Origin of the sequence: Aurantiacibacter zhengii (genome assembly GCF_003584125.1) — a bacterium.
Taxonomy (GTDB): Bacteria; Pseudomonadota; Alphaproteobacteria; order Sphingomonadales; family Sphingomonadaceae; genus Alteraurantiacibacter; species Alteraurantiacibacter zhengii.
On the sequence record NZ_QXFL01000005.1, the window covers coordinates 232,059 to 258,859 of the forward strand.

General features: G+C 61.0%; 27 protein-coding genes and 1 pseudogene. 11 read left to right on the plus strand and 17 right to left on the minus strand.

Translation table 11 applies throughout. The features are described from left to right. The first annotated feature begins 9 nt into the window (after positions 1 to 9). From D2V07_RS12865 to nth, 3 genes are read left to right on the plus strand one after another with little or no spacing between them, the layout of a single operon-like run. Positions 10 to 1,176 (plus strand): M48 family metallopeptidase, encoded by a 1,167-nt coding sequence (locus tag D2V07_RS12865; protein WP_119587402.1) that lies wholly within the window; start codon positions 10 to 12, stop codon positions 1,174 to 1,176. After that, on the plus strand, positions 1,173 to 1,703 hold the full coding sequence (locus D2V07_RS12870; protein ID WP_119587403.1) for a hypothetical protein: 531 nt from the start codon (positions 1,173 to 1,175) through the stop codon (positions 1,701 to 1,703). Before D2V07_RS12865 ends, D2V07_RS12870 begins: the two co-directional genes overlap by 4 nt. A 41-nt stretch (positions 1,704 to 1,744) precedes the next feature. Beyond that, positions 1,745 to 2,395, plus strand: a complete 651-nt coding sequence (nth, locus tag D2V07_RS12875) for an endonuclease III (RefSeq protein WP_119587404.1) — start codon at positions 1,745 to 1,747, stop codon at positions 2,393 to 2,395. Here nth and D2V07_RS12880 read toward each other — a convergent pair. The 4 genes from D2V07_RS12880 to D2V07_RS12895 are packed head-to-tail and all read right to left on the minus strand — an operon-like array spanning position 2,392 to position 5,863. Further along, a complete protein-coding gene (locus tag D2V07_RS12880) occupies positions 2,392 to 2,790 on the minus strand; it encodes a GFA family protein (protein WP_233548399.1) in 399 nt (132 codons plus the stop codon). The two genes, nth and D2V07_RS12880, sit on opposite strands and share 4 nt — an antisense overlap. 9 nt (positions 2,791 to 2,799) lie before the next feature. After that, a complete protein-coding gene (locus tag D2V07_RS12885; RefSeq protein ID WP_119587406.1) occupies positions 2,800 to 4,035 on the minus strand; it encodes a dicarboxylate/amino acid:cation symporter in 1,236 nt (411 codons plus the stop codon). Further along, positions 4,032 to 5,237: a succinyl-diaminopimelate desuccinylase gene (dapE, locus tag D2V07_RS12890; protein ID WP_119587407.1), complete on the minus strand. Its 1,206-nt coding sequence runs from the start codon at positions 5,235 to 5,237 to the stop codon at positions 4,032 to 4,034. The genes D2V07_RS12885 and dapE overlap by 4 nt, the downstream gene beginning before the upstream one ends. Next, entirely contained in the window at positions 5,198 to 5,863 is a 666-nt protein-coding gene (locus D2V07_RS12895) for a glutathione S-transferase family protein (protein ID WP_119587408.1), read from the minus strand. Before D2V07_RS12895 ends, dapE begins: the two co-directional genes overlap by 40 nt. Before the next feature lie 185 nt (positions 5,864 to 6,048). Between D2V07_RS12895 and D2V07_RS12900 the strand changes: the two genes are divergently transcribed. Then, positions 6,049 to 8,367, plus strand: a complete 2,319-nt coding sequence (locus D2V07_RS12900; RefSeq protein ID WP_119587409.1) for an EAL domain-containing protein — start codon at positions 6,049 to 6,051, stop codon at positions 8,365 to 8,367. Positions 8,368 to 8,566: 199 nt separating this feature from the next. Here D2V07_RS12900 and yihA read toward each other — a convergent pair whose 3' ends face one another. From yihA to D2V07_RS12930, 6 genes are all read right to left on the minus strand, one after another. Next, positions 8,567 to 9,208, minus strand: a complete 642-nt coding sequence (gene yihA, locus D2V07_RS12905; protein WP_119587410.1) for a ribosome biogenesis GTP-binding protein YihA/YsxC — start codon at positions 9,206 to 9,208, stop codon at positions 8,567 to 8,569. Further along, entirely contained in the window at positions 9,205 to 10,956 is a 1,752-nt protein-coding gene (yidC, locus tag D2V07_RS12910) for a membrane protein insertase YidC (RefSeq protein ID WP_119587411.1), read from the minus strand. The genes yihA and yidC overlap by 4 nt, the downstream gene beginning before the upstream one ends. Positions 10,957 to 10,973: 17 nt before the next feature. Next, entirely contained in the window at positions 10,974 to 11,216 is a 243-nt protein-coding gene (gene yidD / locus D2V07_RS12915) for a membrane protein insertion efficiency factor YidD (protein ID WP_119587412.1), read from the minus strand. Next, positions 11,213 to 11,593, minus strand: coding sequence for a ribonuclease P protein component (gene rnpA / locus D2V07_RS12920; protein WP_119587413.1), 381 nt, complete (start codon positions 11,591 to 11,593; stop codon positions 11,213 to 11,215). The genes yidD and rnpA overlap by 4 nt, the downstream gene beginning before the upstream one ends. A 159-nt stretch (positions 11,594 to 11,752) precedes the next feature. Then, positions 11,753 to 11,887 carry a 50S ribosomal protein L34 gene (gene rpmH, locus D2V07_RS12925; protein WP_119587414.1) on the minus strand — a complete coding sequence of 45 codons (135 nt, stop codon included), beginning with the start codon at positions 11,885 to 11,887 and terminating at the stop codon, positions 11,753 to 11,755. Positions 11,888 to 11,957: 70 nt separating this feature from the next. Next, positions 11,958 to 12,695, minus strand: a complete 738-nt coding sequence (locus D2V07_RS12930; protein ID WP_199698793.1) for an alpha/beta hydrolase — start codon at positions 12,693 to 12,695, stop codon at positions 11,958 to 11,960. A 126-nt stretch (positions 12,696 to 12,821) separates the two neighbouring features. Here D2V07_RS12930 and D2V07_RS12935 point away from each other — a divergent pair. Both D2V07_RS12935 and D2V07_RS12940 read left to right on the plus strand, forming a co-directional pair. Continuing rightward, a pseudogene (locus D2V07_RS12935) lies at positions 12,822 to 13,460 on the plus strand (magnesium chelatase domain-containing protein); the annotation flags it as partial. Positions 13,461 to 13,506: 46 nt separating this feature from the next. Continuing rightward, a complete protein-coding gene (locus D2V07_RS12940; RefSeq protein WP_119587416.1) occupies positions 13,507 to 15,147 on the plus strand; it encodes a recombinase family protein in 1,641 nt (546 codons plus the stop codon). A 111-nt stretch (positions 15,148 to 15,258) separates the two neighbouring features. Here D2V07_RS12940 and D2V07_RS12945 read toward each other — a convergent pair whose 3' ends face one another. After that, complete coding sequence (locus D2V07_RS12945) at positions 15,259 to 15,591, minus strand: hypothetical protein (RefSeq protein ID WP_147366966.1); 333 nt, start codon at positions 15,589 to 15,591, stop codon at positions 15,259 to 15,261. Between the two features lie 130 nt (positions 15,592 to 15,721). On the opposite strand from D2V07_RS12945, the gene D2V07_RS12950 reads away from it, so the two are divergent. Beyond that, on the plus strand, positions 15,722 to 16,303 hold the full coding sequence (locus D2V07_RS12950) for a hypothetical protein (protein ID WP_119587418.1): 582 nt from the start codon (positions 15,722 to 15,724) through the stop codon (positions 16,301 to 16,303). Between the two features lie 270 nt (positions 16,304 to 16,573). Beyond that, entirely contained in the window at positions 16,574 to 18,460 is a 1,887-nt protein-coding gene (locus D2V07_RS12955) for an AAA family ATPase (RefSeq protein ID WP_119587419.1), read from the plus strand. 249 nt (positions 18,461 to 18,709) lie between these two features. Here D2V07_RS12955 and D2V07_RS18400 read toward each other — a convergent pair whose 3' ends face one another. The 6 genes from D2V07_RS18400 to D2V07_RS12980 form a co-directional block, all read right to left on the minus strand. Beyond that, positions 18,710 to 19,006 (minus strand): hypothetical protein, encoded by a 297-nt coding sequence (locus D2V07_RS18400; RefSeq protein WP_147366968.1) that lies wholly within the window; start codon positions 19,004 to 19,006, stop codon positions 18,710 to 18,712. Continuing rightward, positions 19,007 to 19,459, minus strand: a complete 453-nt coding sequence (locus D2V07_RS12960) for a hypothetical protein (RefSeq protein ID WP_147366970.1) — start codon at positions 19,457 to 19,459, stop codon at positions 19,007 to 19,009. 279 nt (positions 19,460 to 19,738) lie between these two features. Then, positions 19,739 to 20,536: a hypothetical protein gene (locus D2V07_RS12965; protein ID WP_119587421.1), complete on the minus strand. Its 798-nt coding sequence runs from the start codon at positions 20,534 to 20,536 to the stop codon at positions 19,739 to 19,741. Positions 20,537 to 20,538: 2 nt separating this feature from the next. Beyond that, on the minus strand, positions 20,539 to 21,231 hold the full coding sequence (locus D2V07_RS12970; RefSeq protein WP_147366972.1) for a hypothetical protein: 693 nt from the start codon (positions 21,229 to 21,231) through the stop codon (positions 20,539 to 20,541). 208 nt (positions 21,232 to 21,439) lie between these two features. Beyond that, the gene (locus D2V07_RS18590; RefSeq protein ID WP_158586836.1) at positions 21,440 to 21,976 is read right to left on the minus strand and encodes a hypothetical protein; all 537 of its coding nucleotides are present in this window, start codon (positions 21,974 to 21,976) and stop codon (positions 21,440 to 21,442) included. Between the two features lie 64 nt (positions 21,977 to 22,040). After that, positions 22,041 to 22,934 (minus strand): 3'-5' exonuclease, encoded by an 894-nt coding sequence (locus tag D2V07_RS12980; RefSeq protein ID WP_158586837.1) that lies wholly within the window; start codon positions 22,932 to 22,934, stop codon positions 22,041 to 22,043. A 713-nt stretch (positions 22,935 to 23,647) separates the two neighbouring features. On the opposite strand from D2V07_RS12980, the gene D2V07_RS12985 reads away from it, so the two are divergent. Genes D2V07_RS12985 through D2V07_RS12995 form a run of 3 tightly spaced genes read left to right on the plus strand, consistent with a single transcriptional unit; the run spans position 23,648 to position 26,444 of the window. Further along, positions 23,648 to 25,201, plus strand: coding sequence for a hypothetical protein (locus D2V07_RS12985; RefSeq protein ID WP_147366974.1), 1,554 nt, complete (start codon positions 23,648 to 23,650; stop codon positions 25,199 to 25,201). After that, positions 25,198 to 25,935 carry a hypothetical protein gene (locus tag D2V07_RS12990; RefSeq protein ID WP_119587426.1) on the plus strand — a complete coding sequence of 246 codons (738 nt, stop codon included), beginning with the start codon at positions 25,198 to 25,200 and terminating at the stop codon, positions 25,933 to 25,935. Before D2V07_RS12985 ends, D2V07_RS12990 begins: the two co-directional genes overlap by 4 nt. After that, positions 25,932 to 26,444, plus strand: coding sequence for a hypothetical protein (locus D2V07_RS12995; RefSeq protein WP_119587427.1), 513 nt, complete (start codon positions 25,932 to 25,934; stop codon positions 26,442 to 26,444). The genes D2V07_RS12990 and D2V07_RS12995 overlap by 4 nt, the downstream gene beginning before the upstream one ends. Positions 26,445 to 26,801: the final 357 nt, after the last annotated feature.

The window sequence follows — 26,801 nt, forward strand, 5'->3', positions numbered from 1 at the left end:
GGGAGTGACATGACGGCAAGCAGGGTCGAGGCGGAAACCCGTGCGTGGATCGACACGCTGAGTTCGCAGGAACTGGCGCTGGCGCGCGATTACACTACCGGCAACCACTGGCTGATCCTGGCAGGGCTGTTCGTGTCCGCCATCGTCACGTGGATCATCGTGCGCAGCGGGGTGCTGGACAAGGTGGCGGCAAAACTGGGCAGGCGAGGTTTTGCGCTGCGCACCTTCCTGGTGGCGGTCGCCTATCTCGTCGTCAGCTCGCTGCTGGCTCTGCCCTTCACTATCTACACTGACTGGTGGCGCGAAACGCAGTACCATCGCACCAGCCAGTCGCTGGCGGACTTCCTGGCGCAGGGCGGCATTTCGCTGCTTCTCTCCGCGCTTATCGGCGGCCTGTTCCTGCTGGGTGTCTACGCCCTGATCCGCAAGGCGGGGCGCTGGTGGTGGGCCTGGGCCGGCGCGCTGGTGGCCGCAGGCATTTCCTTCATGCTGCTGCTGAGCCCGGTGCTGATCGAACCGCTGTTCAACGATTACCAGCCCATTCCCGAAGGCGAAGTGCGCGATGCCGTGCTGGTGCTGGCCGCAGAAGCCGGCGTGCCGGAGGACCGCGTGTTCATGTACGACGGATCTCGCCAGTCTAACAATTTCACCGCCAATGTCTCGGGCGTGGGCAGCAATGCCCGCATCGCCATATCGGACGTGGCGATGGACGAGGCATCGCTGGACGAGGTGAAGGCCGTCACCGGACACGAGATCGGCCACTATGTGCTGGGCCACGTCTGGCGCTCCATCGCCGTGATCAGCCTGCTGGCGGTGGCGATTTTCTGGCTGACGGCGCGGCTGTATCCGTGGTTTGCGCGGCTGTTCGGCACCGATGCGGAACTGGCCGACCCGCGCGGGCTGCCCGTATTCTCATTCGTCATCGGATTGCTGTTCGTTCTCGCCCAGCCGATCACCAACACCATGACGCGCATGGGCGAAAGCGAGGCGGACGCCTATTCGCTGACTCACGTCGGCCTGCCCGATGCCCTGTCCGGCGCGCTGATAAAGACCGCCGAATATCGCTATCCACTGGCGGGACCGGTGGAGGAAGCGCTGTTCTACACCCACCCCACCGTGAAGAGCCGCGTGCGCGCCGCGATGGCGTGGAAGGTGGCACAGGAGACGAAGCCATGAGCGGCACGCTGGCCAGCCAGTGCAACTGGCAGGAGGAAGGCGGCGGAGAGGCCGCGGCAGCACGGTGCCTCGATTTCCTGACAGAGGTTGGCATCCCGGTGCGGCTGCGCGCTGCGGAGGAACTGGACCAGCTGATCGACGGGCTAGCCATTCGCGACGGTGCGCTGGTCGTCGATCCCGATGTCACGATCTGGCCGGGAGACCTGCTGCACGAGGCGGGCCATATCGCCGTGATGCCCGCCGATATTCGTCCCAACCTGGGGGAGATCGAGGCCAACCGCGACGAGGAACTGATGGCAATCGCATGGTCTTACGCCGCGGCTAAGGTGTGTGACATCGGCCTGCGCCAGCTGTTCCACCCGGCCGGCTATCGCGGACGCAGCGAATTTGCCGCTTCCACCTACGCCATCGGCGGCTTTGCCGGTTCCGACGGGCTTGCCGCCCATGGGATGACCGTGATCGACCTGCCCACCGCCCTGGCGCAGGGCGTGGGCACCTATCCCAACATGCTGCGCTGGCTGCGCTAGACTGTTGGCCTGCACACCCCTTTGCGGCTAGCCAGCAGCGCATGACGAAAGACCAGATCTTCGAATTCTTCCGCCGCCTGGCAGAGGACAATCCCGCACCCGAAACAGAGCTGGAATATGGCAATGCCTACCAGCTTGTCGTTGCCGTGGCCCTATCGGCGCAAGCCACCGATGTCGGCGTGAACAAGGCGACCCGCGCGCTGTTCGCCAAGGTCGAAACGCCCGCGCAGATGCTGGACCTCGGCGAGGACAGCCTGATCCAGCACATCAAGACCATCGGCCTGTTCAACTCCAAGGCGAAGAACGTGATCGCGCTAAGCCAGTTGCTGGTGGACGAATACGGCGGAGAGGTACCAAGCACGCGCGAAGACCTTGTCCGGCTGCCGGGCGTGGGCCGCAAGACGGCGAACGTGGTGCTCAACTGCTGGTTCGGGCAAGAAACCTTCGCGGTCGACACCCATATCCTGCGGGTCGGCAATCGCACAGGCCTTGCCAAGGGCAAGACGCCCGAACAGGTGGAGGCCAAACTGGAAAAGCGCGTGCCGCAACCGTTCCGCCTCCACGCCCATCACTGGTTGATCCTGCACGGGCGCTACGTCTGCAAGGCGCGCACGCCTGAATGCTGGCGCTGCCCGGTGGTGGACCTGTGCAGTTTCCGCAAGAAGGTGCTTGAAAAGCCGAAGGGGCGTTAAAGCGTTTCCGCCTCGCGCACGTATCCGAATTCACCCTCGCCTGCCCAGTTGCGGCCATCGGGATAACGCAGTTCCACACCCGAAAGATCGGCGGGATCTGCCAGAAGCATGTTCACGCCCATCATGGTGTTGCCGTGGACTGCGACCGCAGCCTCGGTCAGCACGAAATGCGTAGTCGCCCCGCACTTGATGCAGGAATGCACCTCCGCTGCGGGGCTTTCCTTGTCGGAGCGCCTGAAGCCTGTCGTTGCTCCTGCAATCTCGACCTGGTCGGGATGAAAATAGCTCCACCGCGCGCCGGATTTGGCGCACAGGGTGCAGTTGCACGCGTGAACGAACTCCGGCTTTTGCGAAAGCGCGATGGACACTTCGCCGCACAGGCAATCGAAAGTCATCAGCGCCTCCTACACATCGTCTGCCGAGATCATTTCCGCGCGATCGATGTCGCCGGTCAGGCTGGCCACGGTAGTTGCCACGGCGGCATCCCCGGAAACGTTGGTGGTGGTGCGCATCATGTCCATGATCCGGTCCACGCCAGCCACGAAGGCAATCGTTTCCAGCGGCACGCCAACCGCGCCGAATACCAGCGCCATCATGATCAGGCCCGCGCCCGGAATGCCCGCCGCGCCCACGGCACCCAGCGTGCCGAGGATCGAGATCATGAAGTAGTCGCCCCACGACAGGTCCACGCCGAAGATCTGCGCACCGAACAAGGTGGCAAGGCCCAGGTACATCGCCGTGCCGTTCATATTGATCGTTGCGCCCAGCGAAATGACGAAACTGGCGACCGAGTTGCTGATGCCCAGGTTCCGCTCGGCGCAGCGCAGGGTGACTGGCAGCGTCGCATTGGAACTGGCGGTGGAGTAGCTGACCGCGATGGCATCGACGATGCCACGGAAGAAATCGCGCACTGGCAGGCGGGCGATGAACTTGATCATGCCCGAATAGATTACCCCGATAATCAGCAGGCAGCCAAGGTAGTTGAGGAACACCAGCTTGCCCAATGCGGCCAGCGCTTCCAGCCCCAGCGTGCCCGCTACCCAGGCCATCAGCGCGAAGACGCCAAAGGGGGTGAGTTCCATCACCACCATCGTAACCTTTTGCATGACGACAGAGCCGCTGTCGAAAATCTTGAGCACCGGCTCGCCGTCTTCCTTCGCCATGAGGATGCCGATACCCAGCAGCAGCGAGAAGATGATCAGCGGCAGGACATTCACATCCGCCATTACCTGCACGGGGCTTTGCGGCACCATGCCCAGCAGCATTTCGCGCCAGGTCGTCTCATTGGGTTCGGGTATCGCACCCATCTCGATAGAGGAGGTGTCGACCCCGGCGCCCGGCGCGACCACCGTGCCAAGGAACAGCCCCAGCCACACCGCCAGCTGGCCGGTCACCACGAACAGCAGCAGCGCGCGCCATCCGATGCGGCCCAGCTTGCGAATGTCGCCGATGGAGGCAACGCCCGCGACCAGGCTGAAGAAGATCAGCGGCACCACCAGCATCTTGATGAAGGCGACGAAGATATCGCCGATGATCTTGATGCTTTCCGCCCCCGGTCCCCACAACCGGCCCAGGATGATGCCAAGGATCAGGGCAGCGATAACCCGCTGCCACAGCGGAATGGCTAACCAGCGTTTCATGAAAGCGATTTCTCCTTGGCCGATAGGGCGGCCAGCGCGACCCGGCGGTAGATTGCAGTCAACGTGGCAAGGTCGTCAACCGCCACGGCCTCGTCGGTCTTGTGCATGGTGGCGTTGACCAGCCCGAACTCGATGACCGGGCACAGGTCTTTCAGGAAGCGCGCGTCGGATGTGCCGCCGGTGGTGGAGCGTTCGGGATCGATACCCGTCTCCGCCTTCACCGCGTCGGCAATCATTTGCGAGAACGCGCCGGGCGGCGTCAGGAACGGTTCCCCGCTGATGACAGGGCGCGCGGTGCCGCCGTGCTTTTCGGCGATGGCGATGACTTTATCTGACAGCGATGCGCCCGAATGCAGGTCGTTGAAGCGGATGGAAATCCGCGCCGTGGCCTTGCCGGGGATGACATTGTGCGCGCGGTTGGGAACGTCGAATTCGGTGATTTCAAGGTTGCTGGGTTGGAACCAGTCGGTCCCTTCATCCAGCACCAGCGCGTCCAGCTCGGCTAGGATGGCGACCATTGTCGGCATCGGGTTGTCGGCCAGGTGCGGATAGGCAACGTGGCCTTGCGTGCCAGTAACTTCCAGCCAGATGTTGACTGAGCCGCGCCGACCGATCTTCATCATGTCGCCCAGCCGGTTCACGCTGGTGGGCTCCCCCACCAAGCACAGATCGGGAATATCGCCGCGCGCCCTCATCCGGTCGATCAGCGCACGCGTGCCATGCAGCGCGGGGCCTTCCTCGTCCCCGGTGATGATGAAGCTGAGCGTGCCCGCTTCTGCCGGGATTTCGGCGACGGCGGCGACCATGCAAGCGATGGAGCCCTTCATGTCGACGGCACCGCGCCCATAGAGCAGGTCTCCACCCGGCTCGTTGCGCACCTCCGGGGCGAAGGGCCCGCTGGACCAGCCATCGCCGGGCGGCACCACGTCGACATGGCCGGCAAAGGCAAAGTGCGGCGAACCTGCGGGACCGCGCCGAATGGCAAAGAGGTTTTCGACAGGCTCTTCGTCGGTGCCTTCCGGGCCATCGCCACGGGTGAAACGATCCACCTCGAAACCAAGGTCGGCGAGCATTTCTTGCAGCATGTCGAACACCGGGCCGCGCGCGGGCGTCACGCTTTTGCACGCGATCAGGTGTCGGGCATTGGCAAGCGGGTCGTTGCTCACGAGCTGGTGCCCACCTCGAACTGCGAAATGGTCCATTCCTCAGCCATCGCGGCCTCTACCCATTGCTGCATCCAGTCATGTTCCCACAGGGCCTGCATGTAGGCCTGCGCGAAACCCGGCACTCCGATGCCGTAGGTGAGGAAGCGGCTGACGATCGGTGCATAAAAGATATCCGCTGCACTGAAGGTACCGAAAAGGAAAGGTCCGCCCTTGCCGAAGCGCGCGCGCGCTTCGGCCCACAGACCGAGGATGCGCACGATGTTGCCCTTGCATTCGTCGGACAGGTCCACGTCCACGCGAGCGCGGATGTTCATCGGGCAATTGCGCCGCAGCGGCAGGTAGGAAGAATGCATTTCCGCCACCATGGCCCGCGCCATGCCGCGCGCGGCATCGTTCTTCGGCCAGAAACGGTCGCGCCCGACCTTGTCTGCCAGGTATTCGAGGATGGCCAGGCTGTCCCACACGACGACATCGCCGTCCCACAGCACCGGCACCTTTCCGGCAGATGGCTGGAAATCGCCATCCTGCGCCTTCATCGCCTGCCAGTCGTCGCCATCGATATGGACCGTCAGCTCCTCGAACGAGAGCCCGCTCTGCTTTGCGGCAAGCCAGCCGCGCAGCGACCAGCTGGAATAATTCTTGTTACCGATGATGAGCTTCATGTGTGGCGCGGTTCCCTGTTTGACGCGAGGCCTAACCGTTCAGGCTGATACTGTCGAGCATGAACAACCGCGCCGTGCCGGTAAGAACTTGCTGAACGAGCGTTCACCTTATTGCCGGTTTGTTAACCATCCTCTGGCACGAGACGAGATGCCGCAGAATGCGCTGGCGAAACGAAAGGTAAAGAGTGGTCGGCAAGGCCCCTGCAACCAAACGCGAAGCCAACTGGCTCGAAAGGGTTCGCCATGTCGCGATGGCGGGCCTGATCGCGCTCGTGCTGCACACGCTGACAGTATTCGTACCGCTCGACCAACTGGGCTGGGTAATCCAGTCGCGCGCAGCCTCGCAGCCTGCTTCCGGCGACATTGTCTTCGTCGGCACCAGGACCGATCTCGCCGATCCCGATCAGCCCGCGGGGCGGCGGCAACTGGCCGACCTTGTCGACAGGCTGGATGCCGCAGGGGCAAAGGCGGTGTATATCGACCTGCCATTCGAACGCGCCTCCGACCCGGCCGCCGATCGAAGCCTCAACGAAAGTCTTCGCGCCTTCGCAGGCGAAAGTTACATGGTGCTGCCGATCCGGACGGGCCTCGACGGCGACCCCATACTTGTCAGCAACGCGCCGGAAGTCGGTGCCGGAATTCCCGAAGTCGCCGCCGACAACTGGATGAACTTCCTCGGCTTTACATGGGACCTTCCCTACCAGGTGTCTTCGGGCGAGCGCGCCCTGCCCAATGTTGCTGCTCAACTTGCTGGCGATGTCGAGATCGAGGGGGACAGGTTCCCTATCAGCTATGTCTTCTCGCGTTCCTCCATCCCCACATACCGTTTCGCCGACCTGCAGCGCGCCGGCGCGGATCTTGACCAGTTTTCCGGCAAGACCGTCGTCATCGGGGACGCAGGGCTGGAACAGTCGGCCGGGCGCAAGATCCCGGGCCACGTTGCGGTTCCGCAGTCGATCATCTCGATCTACGGGGCAGAAACGCTGAAGGCCGGGCACACGCAATTCATCAACGGATTGCTGGTCCTCATTGCGGTCTTTGCCGCCTTGCTGTTGGCAAGCACCTGCACGAGGCAAACAATCCGCTACGCTGCATATGCCGCAATTGCCTGTGCAATCCCCATCAGTCTCCTGGCCGCAGCCTTTGCCGCGACGCGGGTGAGCGTTGCCGATTCGCTGGTCTTGCTGGCCGTCTTCGCGTTTTACCGGATGCGAACGTCGATGCGGCGCAAGCTGCGACTGGTCGATTCGGACACAAACCTGCCGACATTTGCCGCACTGGAGGCCGACAAGAGCATAGCCGAAAACGTTCCTGCAATCATCGTAGCTAGGATCCACAGGTTCGAGGAAGTGCGTCGCAGCCTCCCGCTCGACCTGCATGCCGAATACCTGCTGGCCATCACCGGACGACTGAATGCCGCCACGCAGGAGGCTACGATCTACATCGGACAGGGCCACCTTCTGGGCTGGACGATGGCCGAAAAGGACCCCGCTCTCCTGCGCGAGCACCTGGAAGGCCTGCGGGCACTGTTCGCATCGCCCCTGGTGGTTGGCGAGCAGCAGGTCGATGTCGGCATTACCTTTGGCATCGACATCACCCCCAGCCCCAACGTGGCGCGGCGCTTGGCCGCAGCGGTGGCTGTCGCGGAAAAGACCAACGAGACTTTCGAACCGATTGCGATCGCCGATTCCGCATCGCAGGAAGACCTTATCTGGAATATTTCGCTGCAAGCGCGGATCGATGCAGCGCTCAGCAATGGCGAGATCTATCTGGCGTTCCAGCCCAAGGTCATGGTGCAATCAGGGGAGATCGTCGGGGCTGAAGCGCTGGTACGCTGGAAGGACCCGGTCAAGGGCCACATCCCCCCAGACTACTTCATTCGCCAGTGCGAAACTGCCGGACGCATGAGCCAATTGACCCGGTTCGTGCTGGAAGAAGCCTGCAAGGCCGGCAATGCCTTCGAGCGCGAGGGGCTGCATCTGCCGATCGCGGTAAACATTTCCGCCACGCTGCTGCACGAGCGCTCCATCGTCGCCATGGTTTCGGATGTCCTTGACCGGCATTGCTACGATCCGCGTCGCCTGACGCTGGAAATCACCGAGACCTTCCGCATTTCGAACCTCGATCTCGCAGCCGAGATCCTCGGCGAGTTGAAGGCACTGGGTACGAAAATCTCGATGGACGATTTCGGGGTGGGTGCCGCAAGCCTCGAAGCGCTTCTGAAACTGCCTTTCTCCGAGCTCAAGATCGACCGGATGTTCATCGCGCCGATGGTCGGCGACACCAAGGCGCAGGGCATTGTGAAGAACATCCTCCAGATGGGCCGCGACCTGCGAATCATCGTTGTTGCGGAGGGGGTCGAGGACGCCGGAACGTTAACCTTGTTGCGTGATTCGGGCTGCATCGTGGCCCAGGGCTTCGCCATTTCCCGACCCGTCAGATTCGAGAAAATCCTGCAATATCATAAGGCTAAGGAAATCGGAGCGTTAAAAAACATAGTTTAGACTTTACAAAGATTGTTGGTTAATGCACGAACCTCCTGACGCAACAGGAGATTTGCCATGGGTCGTAGTATCTGGGACTGGCTTTTCGGCGGTCGTAACTGATCCGAAAGTCAGACATGAATCAAAAAAGGCGCCCTCACCGGCGCCTTTTTTTATGTCTGAAATCAGGTGCCCTGCGAGCGGTTCGCTCGCGCCCGGACTACTCCCGAATGTCGCTCAGGATAGCCGCGCGCAATTCTTCCAGGCCCATGCCCTTTTCAGAACTGGTGACGTGCATCTGCGGATAGGCTGCGGGGTGCTTGCGAACCTCTTCCTCGACCTTGCTCCGCACCGCCTCCAGTTCGCTGGCCTTCACCTTGTCGGCCTTGGTCAGCACGATGCGATAGCCCACCGCTGCCTCGTCCAGCATGGTCATCATCTCGCGGTCGGTGTCCTTCAGTCCGTGGCGGCTGTCGACCAGCACCATGGTGCGCTTGAGCGGCACCCGGCCGCGCAGGAAAGTGCGCACCAGCTTGCGCCAATTGTCCACCACCTTCAGCGGCGCCTTGGCAAAGCCATAGCCCGGCATGTCGACGAGCCGGAACTGGGTGGGATCGCCTACCTCGAAGAAGTTCAGTTCCTGCGTGCGGCCCGGCGTTACCGAGGTACGCGCAATCGCCTTCCTCTGCACCAGCGCATTGATCAGCGAGCTCTTGCCGACGTTGGAGCGCCCGGCAAAAGCGATCTCCGGATAGTCGGGATCGGGCAGGTGCTTCAGCTGCGGAGCGGACAGCAGGAATTCCACCCGCCCGGAGAACAGCTTACTCGCCTCCTTCGCCAGATGTTGCTCTTCGGGGGTCACTCCGCTGCCTTCTTTCGCTCGGCTTCGCGCGCCTTCTCCTCGCGCTCCTTCGCCATCTGTGCCTTCAGTTCCGGGTTGCGTGCGTAGAGGTATCTCTGCTGCGCCAGCGTCAGCACGTTGTTGCTGATCCAGTAAAGCAGCAGACCCGCCGCAAACGGTGCCATCACGAACATCAGGATCCACGGCATCAGCATGAAGATCTGTTGCTGCATCGGATCCATGGCGGCCGGGTTCAGCTTGAATTGCAGCCACATGGTAATGCCCAACAGCACGGCCAGCACGCCGATAGCGAGGAAACCGGGAGGATCGAACGGCAACAGGCCGAACAGGTTCAGGACCGTGGCGGGATCGGGCGCGGAAAGGTCGCGGATCCAGCCGAAAAACGGCTCGTGCCGCATCTCGATTGCCAGCAGCAGCGTCTTGTACAAGGCAAAGAAAATGGGGATCTGGATGAAGATCGGCAGGCAGCCCGCCAGCGGATTGACCTTCTCTTCCTTGTACAGCTTGGCCATTTCCTGCTGCAGTTGCTGCTTGTCGTCCTTGTAGCGTTCCTGCAGCGCTTTCATCTTGGGCTGCACGGCGCGCATCTGCGCCATCGAATGGAACTGCTTCTGCGCCACCGGGAACAGGATCAGGCGAATGATCAGCGTCAGGCAGATGATCGCCAGTCCGAAATTGCCCACCAGCCCGAACAGGAAGATCAGCACCTGCCACATGGGCCAGGCGATGAAACGGAACCAGCCCCAGTCGATGGCGAGGCCGAACCGCTCGACGCCCTGATCCTGGTACATGTCCAGAACCGAACTTTCCTTGGCGCCCGCGAACAGGCGGGTCGTGCGGGAGACGGTCTCGCCCGCCGGGACGGTGACGGCATCGTAGATCAGGTCGGCGCGGTAGATGTCGCCATTGGTCTGACGAAAGGTGCCCTCAGCAGCGCTGGCATCATCCGCCACCAGCGCGCTCATCCAGTAGATATCGGTGAAGCCCAGCCATTGGGTCCTGCCGGCCAGTTCGACCGGGCCTTCCTCGGCCACCTCGTCGTAGTCCCAGTCGAAGTTCACTTCGCCGTCGCCCTCGGCGATGGGGCCGGAGTGCACGTTCCATGTGGACTTGCTGGCGGTTGCGCTGGTGCGGTTCACGAAAGCATAGGGACGCAAAGCAATGGAACCATCGGCCGTGTTCGTGACGCTCTGGGTCACATCGAACATGTAATGCGCGTCCACCCGGAATGTGAGGCGGAAGGTCTGGCCCTGGCCGTTGTCCCACTGCAGCACGACCGGCGAATCCTGCGACAGCGTGCCGCCCTGGACCACCTGCCACGGCGTCTGTGCGTCGGGAACGGAAACCCCTTCGCCCACCCAGCCGAACTGGACAAACTGCTGCGCGTCGGTGCCGGCAGGGGCAAACAGGCGAATCGGACCGCTATCCTCTTCCACCGTCTGGCGGTGGGTCTTGAGCAGGATATCGTCCACGCGGGCGCCCACCGGGTTGATCGACCCGGCGATTTCCGGCGCATCGATGACGACGCGCCCGGTCGAGGCCAATTCGGTGTCGAGATCGCGCACCACCGGCGCATCGGTCTCGATCGAACCTTCGGCGCGCACCACTGGCGCATCCTCGCGGCTGGCCATGTTGGCAGGCACGTCCTCTTCCGGATCCGGATAATAGGTCCGCATCACGAAATCGAAGCCGAACAGCAAGACCGCGCTCAGCACGACGGCGATGATAAGATTACGCTGGTTGTCCAAGTGATTTTCCGTCGCGTCTAATCGTTAAGCGGTGCATCGGGCCCACCGCGATCAGGAACAGGGTCGTAACCGTGTCCCCCCCAAGGTTGGCAGCGCAATATACGCTTGATGGCCAACCATCCACCCCTGATTGCACCATGTTTTTCCAGCGCCTCTATCGCGTACTGGCTGCACGATGGCTGGTAGCGGCAGGTGGGTGGCAGAATGCGGCTGGGACCAAGCTGCCAACCGCGCGCGATCAGGATGAAAACGCGCTTCACCGCGGGTTCTTCTTGTTGCCGCGCCGGGGGCGACGGGCCGGGTCACCCTTGCCATCCCGCGCCGCGTCAAGAGCGTAGACGAGTTCCTGGCCCATCCGCGCAAAGTCGCGCTCCACGCCGCCCTCGCGCCCGATCAGCACGTGATCGTGGTCCGCCAGCCCGTGCTCGGCCAGCGCGACGCGGAGCAATTCGCGGAAGCGCCGCTTCATCCGGTTGCGCACAACGGCATTGCCGATCTTCTTGGTGACGGTGATTCCATAACGCACGCCACGCCCATCGTTCGGACGCGTCAGCAGCACGAAGCCCGGCCGCGCATTGCGAAGCCCGCGATTCGCCGCAAGAAAATCGGCGCGCTTGGTGAGGACCGTGGGCGTCATGGTGTATTAGATAGGGATAACACCCGCTCTCGGGAAGATAGCAGGCACGAAAACGGGCTCCAAAAGGAGCCCGCAAGGCCGAATGGCCGCCCGCAGCGGGCGCAGCTTGCCTGCGCGCCTAGCGAGGACGCTCGCCCGGAGGGGCGAGCGGAAAGCGAATCAAGCAGACAGTTTCTTGCGACCGCGACGACGGCGGTTACGCAGGACCTTGCGGCCACCAACGGTAGCCTTGCGGGCGAAGAAGCCGTGGCGACGGGCACGCACGAGGTTGCTCGGCTGGAAAGTGCGCTTCATGGTACAAACCTTCAGATATCAGAACAAAAACGGCCGCCAATCGAGAGGCGGCCTCACATGCTGCGGGCGCTTACTGAAGGACTGGCTCGAAGTCAAGATAGGCGAGTCCGGAACTCGCCCCGTCTTCCGCCTGCCCTGCCACCATGTCGCCCATCCATTCACGCATCTCGCGGCCGGTCAGCCACCGTGCATCCTCGAACGGCACCGAATTGGTCATGGCATAGAAGCGGCGCGCCTGCACCTCGTCCATACCCATTTCCATGTAATAGTCGAGGTAGCGCCGGTGTTCCGGCGCATCGGCGGGATAGTCCTCGGCCCCGCGGCCCCAGTCGTCCAGCCAGCCGTGCACGGCAAATTCGCTGCCCGGTGCAATCTCGCGCGTGGCCCCGGCAAGAAACAGCTCGACCGCACCAGACCGCACCGAACCGCCCTCGCCCGCGCGAGTTGCAATGCCGCGCGCGCGGATCGCCCGGCCCAGTGCCAGGTTGGCGCGGTCGTCATGCGTGCCGGGTGCTTCGACAAATTCCAGCGTGTCGATCTGCGGGAAAACACGCAAGGCCGCCTCGAACCAGGCGGGCGAGGACGCATCGGTGATATCCACCAGTGCCACGGTTCGCTCGTCGACCACGCGGAACGGGCCGAAGGTTGCAATCGCCTCTGCTTCCGTGCGTTGCTGCAAGGGAGAGACGTAGCGCGAAGCGGTCGTCTCCGCGGTCACCCATTCCTCCACAACCGTCATGCGCTGCGCGGCGGCGGGTACCGAACCGAGGACAGCGAGAGAGGCAAGAAGGGATAGCGCGCGTTTCATCCCCGCCAATCTGACGATCCCGCCCTGCTTATTTGCCAACGGAAAAGGTTGCGAACGGGTTAACGACATGTCCCCTCGACATGTCGGCGAAGAGCGCTATCACGTTGCGAAATTAAGGATTTTTGAGTGGTCGCATTAGTTCAGACGGTTGCCTACCTTGGCCTAGACGCGCGCAAGGTGGAGGTGCAGTGCCAACTCGCCGCCGGGATGCCGCGCTTCACCGTGGTGGGGCTGCCAGACAAGGCCGTGGCCGAAAGTCGTGAACGGGTACAGTCGGCGCTTGCGGCCATGGGCCTGTCGCTGCCGCCCAAGCGCATTACCATCAACCTGTCCCCCGCAGACCTTCCCAAGGAAGGCAGCCATTACGACCTGCCTATCGCGCTCGCCCTGCTGGGTGCGATGGGCGTGGTGGACGCCGAGGAACTGAGCGAATGGCTGGCAGTGGGGGAACTGTCGCTGGACGGGCGCGTGGTGCCTTCCCCCGGTGTCCTGCTGGCCGCGCTTCACGCCAGCGAGAGCGACCTGGGCTTGATCTGCCCCGCCGCGCAGGGGCCGGAAGCGCGCTGGGCCAGCGGCGTGCGGGTGTGTGCGGCGCCGAACCTGGTGGACCTGCTGGCCCACCTTTCAGGAAAGTCCGAACTCCCGGAGCCGCAGCCAGGCGAAGTGGAAAGCGACCGTCACGGGCCGGACCTCAAGCAGGTCAAGGGCCAGGAAACCGCCAAGCGCGCGCTGGAGATCGCGGCGGCTGGCGGTCACAACCTCCTCAGATAAGATACCCCTACACTCTAATCGAAAGAATCGATAATCCGCCATGATGGATTGCGTCATCTATATGCGCTGGTCGAGCGCTGAGCAGAGCAAGGGTTCCAGTCTGGAGCGCCAGCGCGAAGATTGCCGTCGGCATGCAACAGAAGCAGGTTGGCGGGTCGTAGACGAGCTCGTTGACGACGGTATCAGTGCTTTCAAGGGGCAGCACACGACGTCTGGAGCTCTCGGTCGCTTCGTGCAAGATGTAGAAGACGGGCGCTTTCCTGACGGGGTAGTCCTCCTTTGTGAGAAGCTCGACCGCTTGTCGCGACAGGAGCCCGGGCGGGTCTTCATGTGGATGATGAACCTCACCGAGGCCGGCGTCATGGTGGCCACGGTTGATGGTGGTCGTCGTTACTCCCAAGGCAATTTCGACATGGCCTCGATCATTGAGGTCGTGGTGAAAGCCCAGCTCAGTCATGAAGAGTCCGAGAAGAAGAGCCAGCGGCTCAGTTCGGCCTGGGCGGTGAAACGACGCCGGCTCAATAGCGGCGAGAAATTCGTGATGACGCGCCGCGCACCCGCGTGGCTGCAGGTCGTGGGCAACCCTGCGACCTTCATACCGATCCCCGAACGCGCGGCGGTCGTCCGCCGGATCTTCGAGGAAACGGTTGCTGGTTACGGGAAACACCACATCGCCCGTAACCTCAATCTCGAAAATGTGCCCACCTTCGGTCGGGCAGATGGCTGGCATGCCTCCTCCATCCAGAAGGTGCTTCGGAACCCCGCGGTGATTGGCGAACTCCACCCGGCCCGAAAGGCGCGCGGGGCAAAGCGCACGATGACGGGCGACATCGTGGAGGACTACTATCCGGCGGTGGTCGACGCCGATCTCCATCGACGGGCTTTAACGGCGATCGCCGAGCGATCGCGCAAGTTCACCGGTCGGGGCCGAAAACTGGTCAACCTCTTTTCGGGACTTGCTACATGCGGCAGTTGCGGAAACAAGATGACCTTTCGGAGCAAGGGACGCAAGCAGCGTGCGGACGGCACCTGGGTCAGCGAAGATTACCTTATATGCGACGGCTATCAGCGCGGCAAAGGCTGTACCAACGGCGTCCACTTCAATTACGCGGTCTGGGAGGAAGGAATACTTGATCCCATCATCTTCGAGGCTCTTTCAGGAGACCGTTCAGGTTCACATTCAGAAGTTCGTGACTTGGAAATAGAGATTGCAACGCTTGAAAGGACCTGGGAGATCGCCAAAGCGCGTTCGGACTCGGCACTACGCATCGCAGTAGACACCGGTCGACCCGAAGCTCAGGCCATCTGGACCGACCTCGTGGCAGAAAGCGATGTCGCAATGTCCGCCCTCGACGAAGCACGGGGACGACTACAACTGCTTGCGCATGCACCTAGTCTGGAGGAACAGTGGGCCAGGATCCATCAGCTACGTTCACAACTTGACCACGAGAACGAGACGTTGAGATTCGATGCCCGATCCAAGGTCATGTCAGCAGTCCATGCCTTGGTGAACCGCCTCGTTTTCTACGGCCCCTCACCCATGGGTGTCGATATGGTCATCGCTTATGAGAGATCGGTCTCAATTTACTACCATGATCTTCTTGGCGGAACCGAATGGTCAATGTGCCGCCTGAATGCAGAACATTATCTAAACATCGAGGACGAAGCTGCAGAAGATTGAGCGAAATCACTTCTTGCCGAGTGAGCGGAAAGTGGTGCCTCGCCCAACTCGCGATATGGCCATGCGATACATGTCACAGCGGCGAACGATCGAAACCGAACGTGCAATCGTTCAGGCTACGGCGCTGGCTCCCTTAGGATGGTCCAGTAATGGGTATCGCCTGGGCCCCAGGTCGGCGATGACCTTCTCTAGGCTGAGAGTAGCGTCAGCAGTATCTTCACCGAAAATTCCCACGATCCAGCATGGAAGAGGGTAGTCGACACCAGACAGGGTCGCGCGGACCTGAACATCGGCAAACATCGCCTCGTCATCGTAATAGACGGCGTGGTTTATTTCTCCCTTGTAAGGCCCTTCGGCCCAGACGGTATCCTCGTCCATCCAAAAGTCTTCTTCGCCATCGTAGGCGGTAACCGTTCCATCCACATCAACCTTAATCGCACGCATTAGCCGATCCATTCAATTTCAATGAAGGAGCGGGCTTATCGAATCACAGTGGTAAATATTTCACGCACGCCATCAGCAGCTTCACCGCACTGATTTCTAACGAAATGATAATCAGATTCGGCCAAACGTTATGCGCATGAAGGCTTCAGCTACACATTCGCTCCTGCTCACATGCCAGGCTCCCGAACAAGCCTTGCGAGAGTTTGGGGACGCCATTTCCAGAGGTCGTATTTCCGGAACCGCGACGGTTACCTACCTAGACACAGGCCAAGAGGGCGAGAACGCGAGGATAAAGCAATACTGGCGGCGCATCGAGCAGGAAGCTCAGCAAGCGTCCGTATGGACCTTTGGGGCAGCGACCTTACCAGGCCAGCACGAGAAGCGGGCTGTAAAACTGACCGATCTCGAGTTCGATGACGAAGCCGTTGAAAAGTTCGTCGAGGAACGCAGGCCAGCGAAGCCTAAACGAGGCAGGAAACGTATCCAGGATGAATGGACCCCGTTCTGGATCGCCGCGGCGCAGTTGGCGAAGGCCGGAAGGCTAAATCCCGGGCATTTCCCCACGCAGAAGTCACTCTACGAACGACTTCACGTGATGATGGGAGCGACTTTGGACGAACAGACAATCAAGCCGCTTTCAGCAATCCTTTACAGACAGGTTGTTGAGCCCACCGCTTCTCAGCTCGAAGATCTGGTGGCCGAAACCGACTAAAACGAATTGTGCATCATTTGCGCACCTTCCTCCCCTCCAGACATTCAGCTCACCCGCCAAATGGGCGTCAATTCCCTCTCCGTTCGCGAATCATTCCGATCGCGGCAACGGAGAAAAAGGCATGAAATCCAATTCCCTATCCGGGGCAATCCGGCGCCTCTTCGACGCCCATGCCCTTCTTGATACGCGGCCAGCAAGCGACCGGCTGCCGCCAAGAGAAATCCTGCGATCCCAAGAGAGGCTCCTCACGAGCGGTGGGGAGACTGGGGAATGAACGCGCCGTCCCTGCAAGCGATCGCCCATATCCTCGGCGGAGAGGTACGTGGTACACGGGCCTGCTTCCCCACTCCCGGACATAGCGAGAAAGATAGAGGCAGTTGGGCCAGCATCGTGCCCGATGCCCCTGACGGGGTGTTGATCCATTCCGCAAATGGCGGTGACCCGATAGCTATAAAGAACATACTGCGCGACGCAGGCGTTCTTCCTCCTCCGGGCGCGCGATCCGGAGGCGTGCCCTGGAATCCCCCGGCGCGGGAAAATAGAGTGACCGCCAAGCCTGCTGTGTATCTCGGGGACGGTCAGCGGCTCGCTGCCACTTTCGAATACGTCGATGAAACTGGCGTGACGCTGTACCGAAAGCATCGCATCGAACCCGGGGAAAACGGGAAACCGAAATGCTTCAGCTATGATCATGTCGATGAAAGCGGGAAATGGACAAGCGGGGCCGGTGAAAGGCGTGTTCCGTATAGACTGCCTGATCTGCTGGCGGCTTCCGCGGACGCTCCTCTTTACATGACCGAAGGTGAGGCGAAAGCCGACAAGCTGGCGGGTTGGGGTCTGCTCGCGACTTCTTTCAAGGACTGGAAAGCTGACGAGTTCGGGCAGATTATCAGCGGGCGCCGGATTTACATCTTGCCTGACAACGATAAAGCTGGCCGCGCCCAGTGTGATAACGTCTGCCAAAAGATACAGCGAGCCGGCGGCGAGACTATCGTCGTCGAACTGCCGGGGCTTCCAGAAGGGGGAGACATTCTAGACTGGGAAGGGACCGCAGATGACCTTCAGACACTGGTCCGCAATCTCGCGAAGCAAGGGACCATACCGACGCTCGATCTCGTCACCCTTGCTGAATGCAGAGCCAAACCCAAGGAGTTCGCCATTGCTCCGCTTGCACCTGCTGGTGAGGTCACATTCTTCACCGGTAAGGGTTCGGTAGGCAAAAGTTTATTGGGTCAGCAGCTTGCGACCGCTGCAGCGCTGGGCAGCGGGACGCTTGGTTTGACTCCGCCCGTCATGAACACGCTTTACATTACCTGCGAGGACGACGCTAATGAGCTTCACTGGCGTCAGGAACACATCTGCGAATCCTTGGGCCTGCCAATGGCAAGCCTGGCGCACAAATTGCACCTCGCGTCCTTACGCGGAGAGTTGCACAACGAACTGGCCACTTTCTCGGTCGAAGGCGCTATAAAGCCCACTGCGGCGTATGATCGACTTCGCGCGACCTTGATCGAGACAGGCGCGGGCATAGTCTTTCTCGACAACGTCGCCCACCTCTTCCCCGGTAATGAGAACGACCGCCACCAGGTCGCCTCATTCGTCAACTTGCTCAACCGTCTGGCTGGCGAAACGAACGCGGCCATAGTCTTGCTGGGACACCCCAACAAAATCGGTGACAGCTATTCCGGTTCAACCGCGTGGCTCAACCAGGTGCGGTCGCACTTCTTCGTCGAACATGACCATGATACCGACATGAGAACGCTGACCATATCGAAGGCGAACTATACGCGGAACGGTTACCAGGTCCGCTTCTTCTGGCGGAATGGAGCATTCGTCGGTGAATGCGAGATGGAACCGCGCGACGCCAACGACCTGATGCAATCGCAGCGGGTGGTCAAGGACAGCCTTCTCTTCCTCGACTGCCTTCGGCAGATTACGCGCGAAGGAAGAATTGTCTCCGATCGGTCCTGCAAGACTTACGCGCCGCACGTTTTCGCAGACATGCCCGAAGCGAAGGGGATAAAAAAAGCACGCCTTGAAAAGGCGATGAGCCTGCTTTTTCGTCAGGGTAAGATCGAACGCGCCGAACTCGCTAGGGGCTCCGACCGCCATCGCAAGTTCGGCCTGCGGGAAACGGTCTGCCATGGAGAAGATTAGGTGCGGCACACACCTGCGGGGAATGGCACCGATAAGTGAATAACTGCTTGTTTTTATTGCGGGCAACTGCGGAGAACACACACACCATATATAAATATATGTACGAGCGCGGCTCTCATGAGGCTCCGCGCTCGTACTTTATCTTACTGATGTTACGAAGGGGTCCTATCAGAGCGCGCTATATACGCTTTCCCGAGAGCGCCAGTCGATCCCCTCGGGTCGGTGGGCAACTGGATATCTTCTCTTCTATCACGAAGTCGGCGCTCCGACCCGTTCAAGAAGCTTATCGAATGCAGCGGGACCATGACGATCGATGTACTTCTCGGCAAAAAGCGCGAAACCCGGATGTTGGTAGAGAAATCCCCACAACTGGATCATCGTTTCGCTGTTCGTGCAGTAGCGTTGCCAAGGTATTTCCTCAGGTTGGTTTTCTTTTACGACCGATAAAATTACCCGGCTGTTCTTCCCTTCTCCTTCAGGAAAAAATATCGCTCGTGGCATCGAGCCTGGCGGGGCGATCTGGGTAGGATCAATAGGTTTGCTCATTCACAAATTATAGGATGAATACCCTGGTGGCCAAAGCGCTTCGGCCCTTTGATCAGAGAAAAGAGACGACGAATGGACCTGCGCTCGTCGGAGAGCCGACCAAGCTCGATACGCCGCCAGGAGACTTCGGCGCTTCATCGGCGAAGAGGTTGCGAATAACCACCATAGCCAAGCGGCTTGCGCTTCCAGGCCAACATAGCGCAGTCGCTGGATAGGGGTCACCATGTTCGCCGGCAGCTGGCCCATGTTGCCCATCCCCGCTGCAATCACGAACTCGCTGTGCGGGATGATCATGCGCGTAACCGTTATGAGGCCCAGGCGCGGGACAAAGTCCAAGTCACGTACGAAGGCTGTCTCGAGGTTTTCGCCCCGCTGGTCCGCATCCTGCGGCGCAGCAGCATAAATCAGCGTTTTCGTGTCTGGTGTGAGCAACTTGCCGATCCTGTCGCGCATGCGTAGCGGCTCGTAACCCGCGCCGTACCCGTGGGAATTTGTGGTGAACTTCGCTCCGCCCATCAGGTCCCGGGTGACTATGAAAGCGCCAAACCCGAATGGGGCTGGCGGTTCGTAGGCTCGCGGTGGAAGAAGGAGCGAGAGAACCATCACGCGCGCGGGCATGACCGATCGATAGGGATTTCGCATGTGAAGTCCTGAAACTGGGGCAGTGGGCGGACATGCCGATAAGCTGCCGCCCACTGCAGAATTGTATTGGCGTGAGGTCAGGGGGGGCCCTCAGCGGGCTTCCATCACCTCGTCTGCGAACCGTAAGCGCAGGATATGCTCGGTGAAGGCCTGCGCCCCGTCCTTGATCGCGAGCTGCGTCCAGGCTTCCCAGCGGTCGAGCCGCTGGACCAGCCACGCGAACAGGCGATCGCGCGCGTATTCGTCGGCGAAGGTCATGGTCCACAGCACCCGGCCCAGCGGGATGTTTGCGCCTTCCGGTGCACCGACAAGCCTGATCCCCGGTCGGCGAGCGATCACCTCTCGCTTGAACCGGCCCGGCAGGCTTTCCGCGAAGGCTTCGTTGACCTTCACGATACGCTCGCGCTCCTCGCGGGTATCTCCGCCATCGAGGCCTCGCCACGGCGCGATTGTCGGGAGACCGATGGGGACAGTGGCCGCCTCGGCGCCGCGCGTGCTGGCGAGCGCTACAAGGATGGCGCGGCCTTCGGGTGTCAGGCCTCCGGTCAGGCCTTCGGCGAGCTCTTGCCCCTCGAGCCAGGCTCCGTAGTTCCGCGCGACGTCCCATGAGCCGGAGAACAGATCGTTCACCTTTTCCTCGATGTAGACCACGCGCCGGTCGATGGCTGCAAGCACGGCGAGCAGGAATTCGGTCATGGCGGTGAACTCGAAATTCGAGCCGCGCGCCATGCCGAGCCTACCGCACCAGATGTACTCGCGCAGCGAGGGCCACCGTCGCCCATATTCATCAACAAGATGCGGATAATCGTCCGGGTCCGCGATGCACCAGTAGCCCCAAGGCAGGTTCGGGTTGCGGCGCTGTTTGTAAGGGATGTTCTGCTGGTCCATGATCAGCGTCCTCCCGGCTTGCCGAGCCGCAGCGGGCTCGCTGGCAGAACAGGGTCGGTACCGACGGCGCTGCCATCCTCGATCGCCTTAAGCTGGCGGGCCAGCTTTGTGGTTTCCGCGTACATGAAGTCGATGCTGCGGTAGACCTCTCCCTCCTCGCTCGCGAGGACAGGCTTCGAACCCGAAGGCACATGGTCGCCGGGCTTGTCAGCCAAGAAGCCGAACCACCATGCGTCATCCATGGTCTGATCTTCGGCAGTCGGGGTGTCGCGTTGCGCCGCTCGATGTCCGGTGTGGGCATGGCAGACACGCACGGCTTCGTCCTCATTGCGCGAGCACGCTTGGGCATAATCGATACCGCCGTGCGGGCTCAGTCCGGCCGCCGCCGGGATAGCATCTTCGCGGTGGGCATAGAATGGGTGGCCGGGGCCGACGGCCACGAACCCTCCCCACACACCAGACGGCTGCCGCAAAAGGATGCAATCGAGGCCAGTCTCGGCATCACGCCAGGCGATCTTGTCAAACGGCTCATCCGTCCACGGGCCGCGACCTCGCGGGTGCCGGTCCTTGATGACATAAAGCTGCTCGGGACGAACTTCGTGCGCGCCAATCGCAACGCGCTCGGGCAGCTTGGCAAGATTGGTGTTCCTGGCAGACGCAACAGCGCGACTGGTGGTATTCTTCTTCCGGGGCATTTCAGATTCCTTTCGGGCATAAAAAATGCCGCGCATCCTTCCCGGATAGGCGGCTATCGTTCGATCCGCTCAGCGGCAGATTAGCTGTGGCGTGATGGGTGTGTTTCGAGGCCAGCGCCTGCCTCGTGCTGCGCGTTGCTACATCCTGCTTTTCCTCCCTTCTTTCCGGTCCGCTATTCCCGTCTTCAGCAAGACAGTTTTGTGTTCCTCACGCAGCGCAGCGGTAGACTGTGCCGCGTAGCCTGCCGGCAGCCTTCTGCCCTCTCGCCCATGGAGCAAAACTGCGCCGGACGAACTCGCTGGTGCCGTTCGATGCGAGCGCTGCTTCGGCGATCGCGAGTGCAGCGGCGTGTTGGTCGCAATCGATCTCGCGATGCGCGGCGAGGTGCCGTATCGTGAGAACCGCCGTCGTCAGCACATCGGCGAGCACCTGGTCGCACACGGTCGGCCAATTGCCGGCCTCGCAGTGCTTGCCGATCTCTTGGGACGGCGTTGGCTTGGCCGGGACACCGACTGCCGCTGCAAGTTCAGGCAGATGCCCTCTGCCACCGTGTAGCCTGCGTGACGCGAGCGATCGAACAGAAACTCCAGATCGAAGATTATCCAGCGGCGCGAAGTTCCAGTGTGTCCATCGCGCTTTCGCGACAGGAACATCTGCGCTTCGTGTTCGAGTTTGCGGGACAGGCGCTCGAGTTCGCTGCCCAGTGGTACGATATTGTTCATGATTGTTTTCCTTGTCGCGCACAGGTGCTCGCCGAGAGGCGCCCCGCGCATTCTCATTCAGAGTGTGGATGGAAGGACTGGAGCGATCAGCGATGGCGTTCGCTGGCGGTGAGGGTGCGCGTGGTCATCGCCGGAAGACCGCTGCGATATCCCCAGGCCTGCTCGTGCTCGACCTTCTCGGGCGGCAGTTCGATCTGCCAGAAGGGACCATCGGGATTCCACCGGTAACCCCGCGCTTTGAGTATCTCCTTCTTCGCGTACGGTGCGCGCTGGGCCTGCACCATCACCGTTGGCGTGTCGGCAGCTTCGATCAGTCGCTGAAGATGGGTGCGGACCGGACCTCCGCCGGGATCGCGCTGGCGGTGCCGAAGAAGCCAGTACAAGGCCCAGACATCGGCGGCTGCGCGGTGTGCGTCGGAGAACCATCCTGCATGCGCAAGAAGCGCCGATTGTGAGCGCCCTTCGAAGCCGAGTTTCAGCCAATCGATTTCGTTGCACGAACAGGCCCAGGCCTTGCCTGCAAGATCGGGATAGCGGCGCTCGATGAACCCTGCATCAAACCTGGCGTTCTGCGCGACGATCAAGTCGGCGCGGTCGAGCAAACCGGACGCAAATCTGTCGTTGATCGCCTTACCCTTCAGGTGCTGCGCACCCAGCCCGGTTACCAGCGTGATGCGCGGATCGAGTTCGCGGCCCGGATCCTGAAGCCAGCTGAATGGTCCCAAGTGCCCGATGACTTCGCCGTCGTCGTCGACAAAACACAGCATGATCGCGAGCTCGATGATGACATCGTTCTCGGCCGAGAGGCCGGTGGTTTCAGTGTCCAGAATCGCAACGCACCTGCCATCGGGCACAGGCCCCATATGCGGCATCGAAGGAAAGGGTGTCGGGACGCGTCGCAGAACGCGGTAGTCGTCGAAGCGGCCGAGTTCTGCAGCCAGCCCCTCAGCGTCTGGCGACAGGTGGTCGGTATTAATCATTTCAGGTCTCCGGTCTTGTCGAAACCGGCGAGGCGCGGGACGCGCTCTTCGCATCCCTTTTCCATTCACCAGCCGGTTTCACCGGCATTCCCGATCGATGAGATTTGAAAGATAAAGGCCCGCAGCTGCCAGCAATGGGTCCGCCCCCCAAGATGTCGGTGACATCGCCCCAGGCCGCGACAGGCCGCACTCGAAGGAGGCTTGCAAGAGCCGACGTGCGAGCGCCAGCGAGCATCTTATCGGGCGAACGCGAGTTCGGACGATGTCAGCAAAATGGTCCGCTCCGCAGGTGCGTCCCATTTTGCGGTATTGCGCCTAAAAAACGAGAAAGGGTAAAAACGGCAAGTCGGTCCGTTTGCCATGAGAATGGGCTTTATTCGGGTGACTGCTAGCGCTGCCGTCTCGGCGGCAGGCTTTGTCGCAATTGCCAAGCGGCGGACGAATTGCTAAAGACAGTCCGCTGTCGCATTTTCCCAATGTTGCGACAAAAAAATGTCCGACCGCTTTGGCCCGCCGAATCCGCATCCTACAATGCGGAAGCCATGGACAATGCACCCTTCAATATCCTGATGATCGAAATGCTTCGGCGTGCGTCCGATGCATTCCCGGAGACAAAGGCGCAGCTCGACGCCTATCTGGAAATGAAGGCGAAGACGGAAGAGCGTGGCGGGGACGGCAAGCTTACCTCCGCCGCCCGCAAGGCGCGCGAGACTTTGCGCAACCCCCTGCTCGTCCAGATGCCGCTCAATCGTACGTCTCGCCAGCACGAGAAAGCCACCCGCAAGCGCAAGGCCACGGCGGAGAAATCGATCGCCGAAGCCCTGCTAAAGTTCGTCGATTATGACCAGTACCAGGTCGAACTGGACATCCTGAACGAAGACAATCCCGCCACCGATGCGGACGTGCCGCCGAGCCGCGAGCGCACCGATCAGGACAGGCTCGATGCGATGGCACGCCCCTTCATCGAAGGCCTTGTAGAGCGTGGAATTGCGCCCTCGACCATTGGCCGGCTCACCGATCTTCCGAAAGATCTGATCACAAGATTGATTGCAGATCTGCGCGACGATCCAGACTTTCAGAACCCTGAAAACCTGTGGGTGCAGATGATGCGGGCAGGCATTCTGGATGCCTTCGCAGGCAGCATGACACCAGAAGAAGCGGCCGCAATCGACTATGCCAAACACACGCTGAAGGACGATCCGCGAGCAGCGGAATTTGGTCAGAAGGCGCGTGAAGACTGCGGTCTTCCGGCAGGGTTCAGCACCACCTTCCTCGAAGGCCTTTATCACCTGCGGACCTGTCTTGCCGAGGTCTCCGAAGGCCAGGCACGGGCCTATGCGCGGGCCCACCGATTGGTCCATGACCGCGATGTCGGCCTGCTCGGAAAAGTACTTGGGCTGACCGAGCAAGGCGATCTCGACCGGCTACAGACGGTCGTGCATTTCGTGACCCGGCGCGGGGCCTATGAGACCCACGATACAGCGCTCGAAATCCAGCTTGTCGCAGTCAGAAACGCGTTCGAGCGCCTCGGAGCACATGACCGTTCGACCGATGACTGGGCGCGTGATGTACCAAAAATGATCTCCTCTCTGGCGGAAGATTTCGCCGATACAGTCCCTGGTTCCGAAGCATTCGAGATGCTGCTCGCCAGCGGCTTTCGTCTCTCCGCTACCTACGAAGAAGTGGCGCATCTCGCCGAGCGTCGCAGGGAGGAAGAACGCCATGACATCTTCCTCGACGAGATACGTGTCGCATGCAGCGCGGCGCAGCGCTTCAAGGTCGAAGGGCACACGGTACATCTCGAGTGGGACGAGGGCTTCGAGGAGATCGATGCGAAAGCATGGGACCAGGCAAGCTGGGAGGCCCATCATGGACCGCTGTTTGGTGATTGCGAGAGCGATGATGACCCGGCTGATGAGCTGACCAGCATTGCGCGCGAAGTAGGGACTGGGGATGGAACCGTGAGTGCCGGTTCGGCCGGCATGGCTAGTGACACCCCGCCTCTGGCGGACGAGAAGGCCGATCCGACGTCCACATCCGGCGATGCTGAGACCCCGTCTCCTGGCAGTGCAAGTCTGCCCGTGATCACCGCATCGCAGGCCCCTGCCAGTCTCTCGCTGTTCGAATTCGAACGGGATGGGAAGACCAATGACGCGCCTCATGAAGAGGCATCCAGGCCCCGGGCCCAAGAGAAATCGGCAGCGCAAAAACCGCTCCCGATGACCCGTCCGACCATCGACAAACTGACCGACGAGGACTTCAGATGAGCAACGATCTCCTGCCCGGCGACGGGTTCCACGCACGGCTGCAGCACATGCTCCAGACCCGGCCCGCCAGAGAAAGGCTGGTTCTCCCGGCCTCCTACAACAAGCACACGAACATGGCGCCCACCTTCATCATCGCACGGGTCGATGGGGGCGTTGGAGCCAGCATGTTTGCTCTTCTGCTCTCGCACTATCTCAAGGAACAGCCGCTCGTCATCCAGGTGGGCGGTATGAAGAGCTGGGCCTATCGCGAACTGCCCGAGAACCACTTCATCCATGTCAAACCCATCGACGTGGAAGGTGACAGGGAAGACGTTCTGGCAGCATCCATCGACAGCAGGCTGAGGCACGGCGAACGCATCGCCATCATCGAATACGAGCAGGCTTTGCCTGCAGAAGCCATCGGCGCGGCAAACTTCATCGCTAACAAGCTGGAGGGTTTCTCCATGCTCTTCCTCATCGCCGACAAGAACGACGTGAAGTTCAAGCTGCTCGAGACTGCCGATAATCTCGAAGTCCAGCGCGTTGTCGGACTGCGCAAGTACGGCCTCGGGCAGCGGCCCGACGATCCGCTGCTGCAGATCCCTGGTGTACCGGGCTTCATCGCTGCAAGGTTGCAATCGCAGCCCTCGAGCTTTGCCTACCAGCTCAGGGCTTCCGAACAGCCGGTGGCCACCATGCGGTTTGAAGAAAGGCTGGACGCCTTCTTCGAAGAGATCGAACGGAGGATGCGGTGAACACGGTCGACGAACTTTGGGAAACGCTGTTCGATCGCGAGATGACTGCTTCCGAGCGCCGCGTGATGGAGAATATCGCACGTTGCTCGAACGGCGATGAGAGCACGCTTATCGCCAGCGCCGTCACGGTTCACTGCCTGTACTCGACCTTGATCATGGATCCGGACAGTCCTGTCAGACTGACGGCCAAGGTCGGCAAGGTACTCGCAGAACTAGAGGCTCACACTGCCCGGATGACCCGGCTCGTGGACAAGGCAACTTCGATAACGGGCTGCCTCAAGGACGACGCTCTTGAGACGCACAAGGCATTGGCCGCGGCGGAGGATTTTGCCAGATGGCAGCGCAATAACCGAGTTACAGTGTTCGAGCGCAACAAGGCTCCCGATGCCAGCGAGTACTCGGTATCGCTCGATATCGTCCGCATTTTTTGTGCTGCTTGCGTTGCCTCTTCGATCTTCGGCGGGTTGATCGCTTTCGGTATCGGATTGATGGTCATCGGCGGGCATTAGCGATTACGAGAGCTTGTAGGAGACGCCGAGCCTAAAATGAAAGCAACCGACACGCTCATGCTGTGAAGTAATGCTTCCGTGTATCGTAAGCGCGGTCCGGACCCACCCTTGCACAGTCGACGGAGAGCGCCGAGTTTCCGCGCCCCGATCTGCGGAAGGAGCATTGGGGCTTTGACGATGTCATGTGACGATACTCGCACTAGCGCTATTCAGTGATCTGAGGTCTTTACTGGTGCTGGTAGATGCCTGCACTGGCTGCAGAGGAAAAGGCGTCGACTGTCGCCGAGAGCTATTGGGGCACGGATCGGTGAATGCGGTCGACCGCCGCCATAGCCATGATAATATAGGGCTGAACGG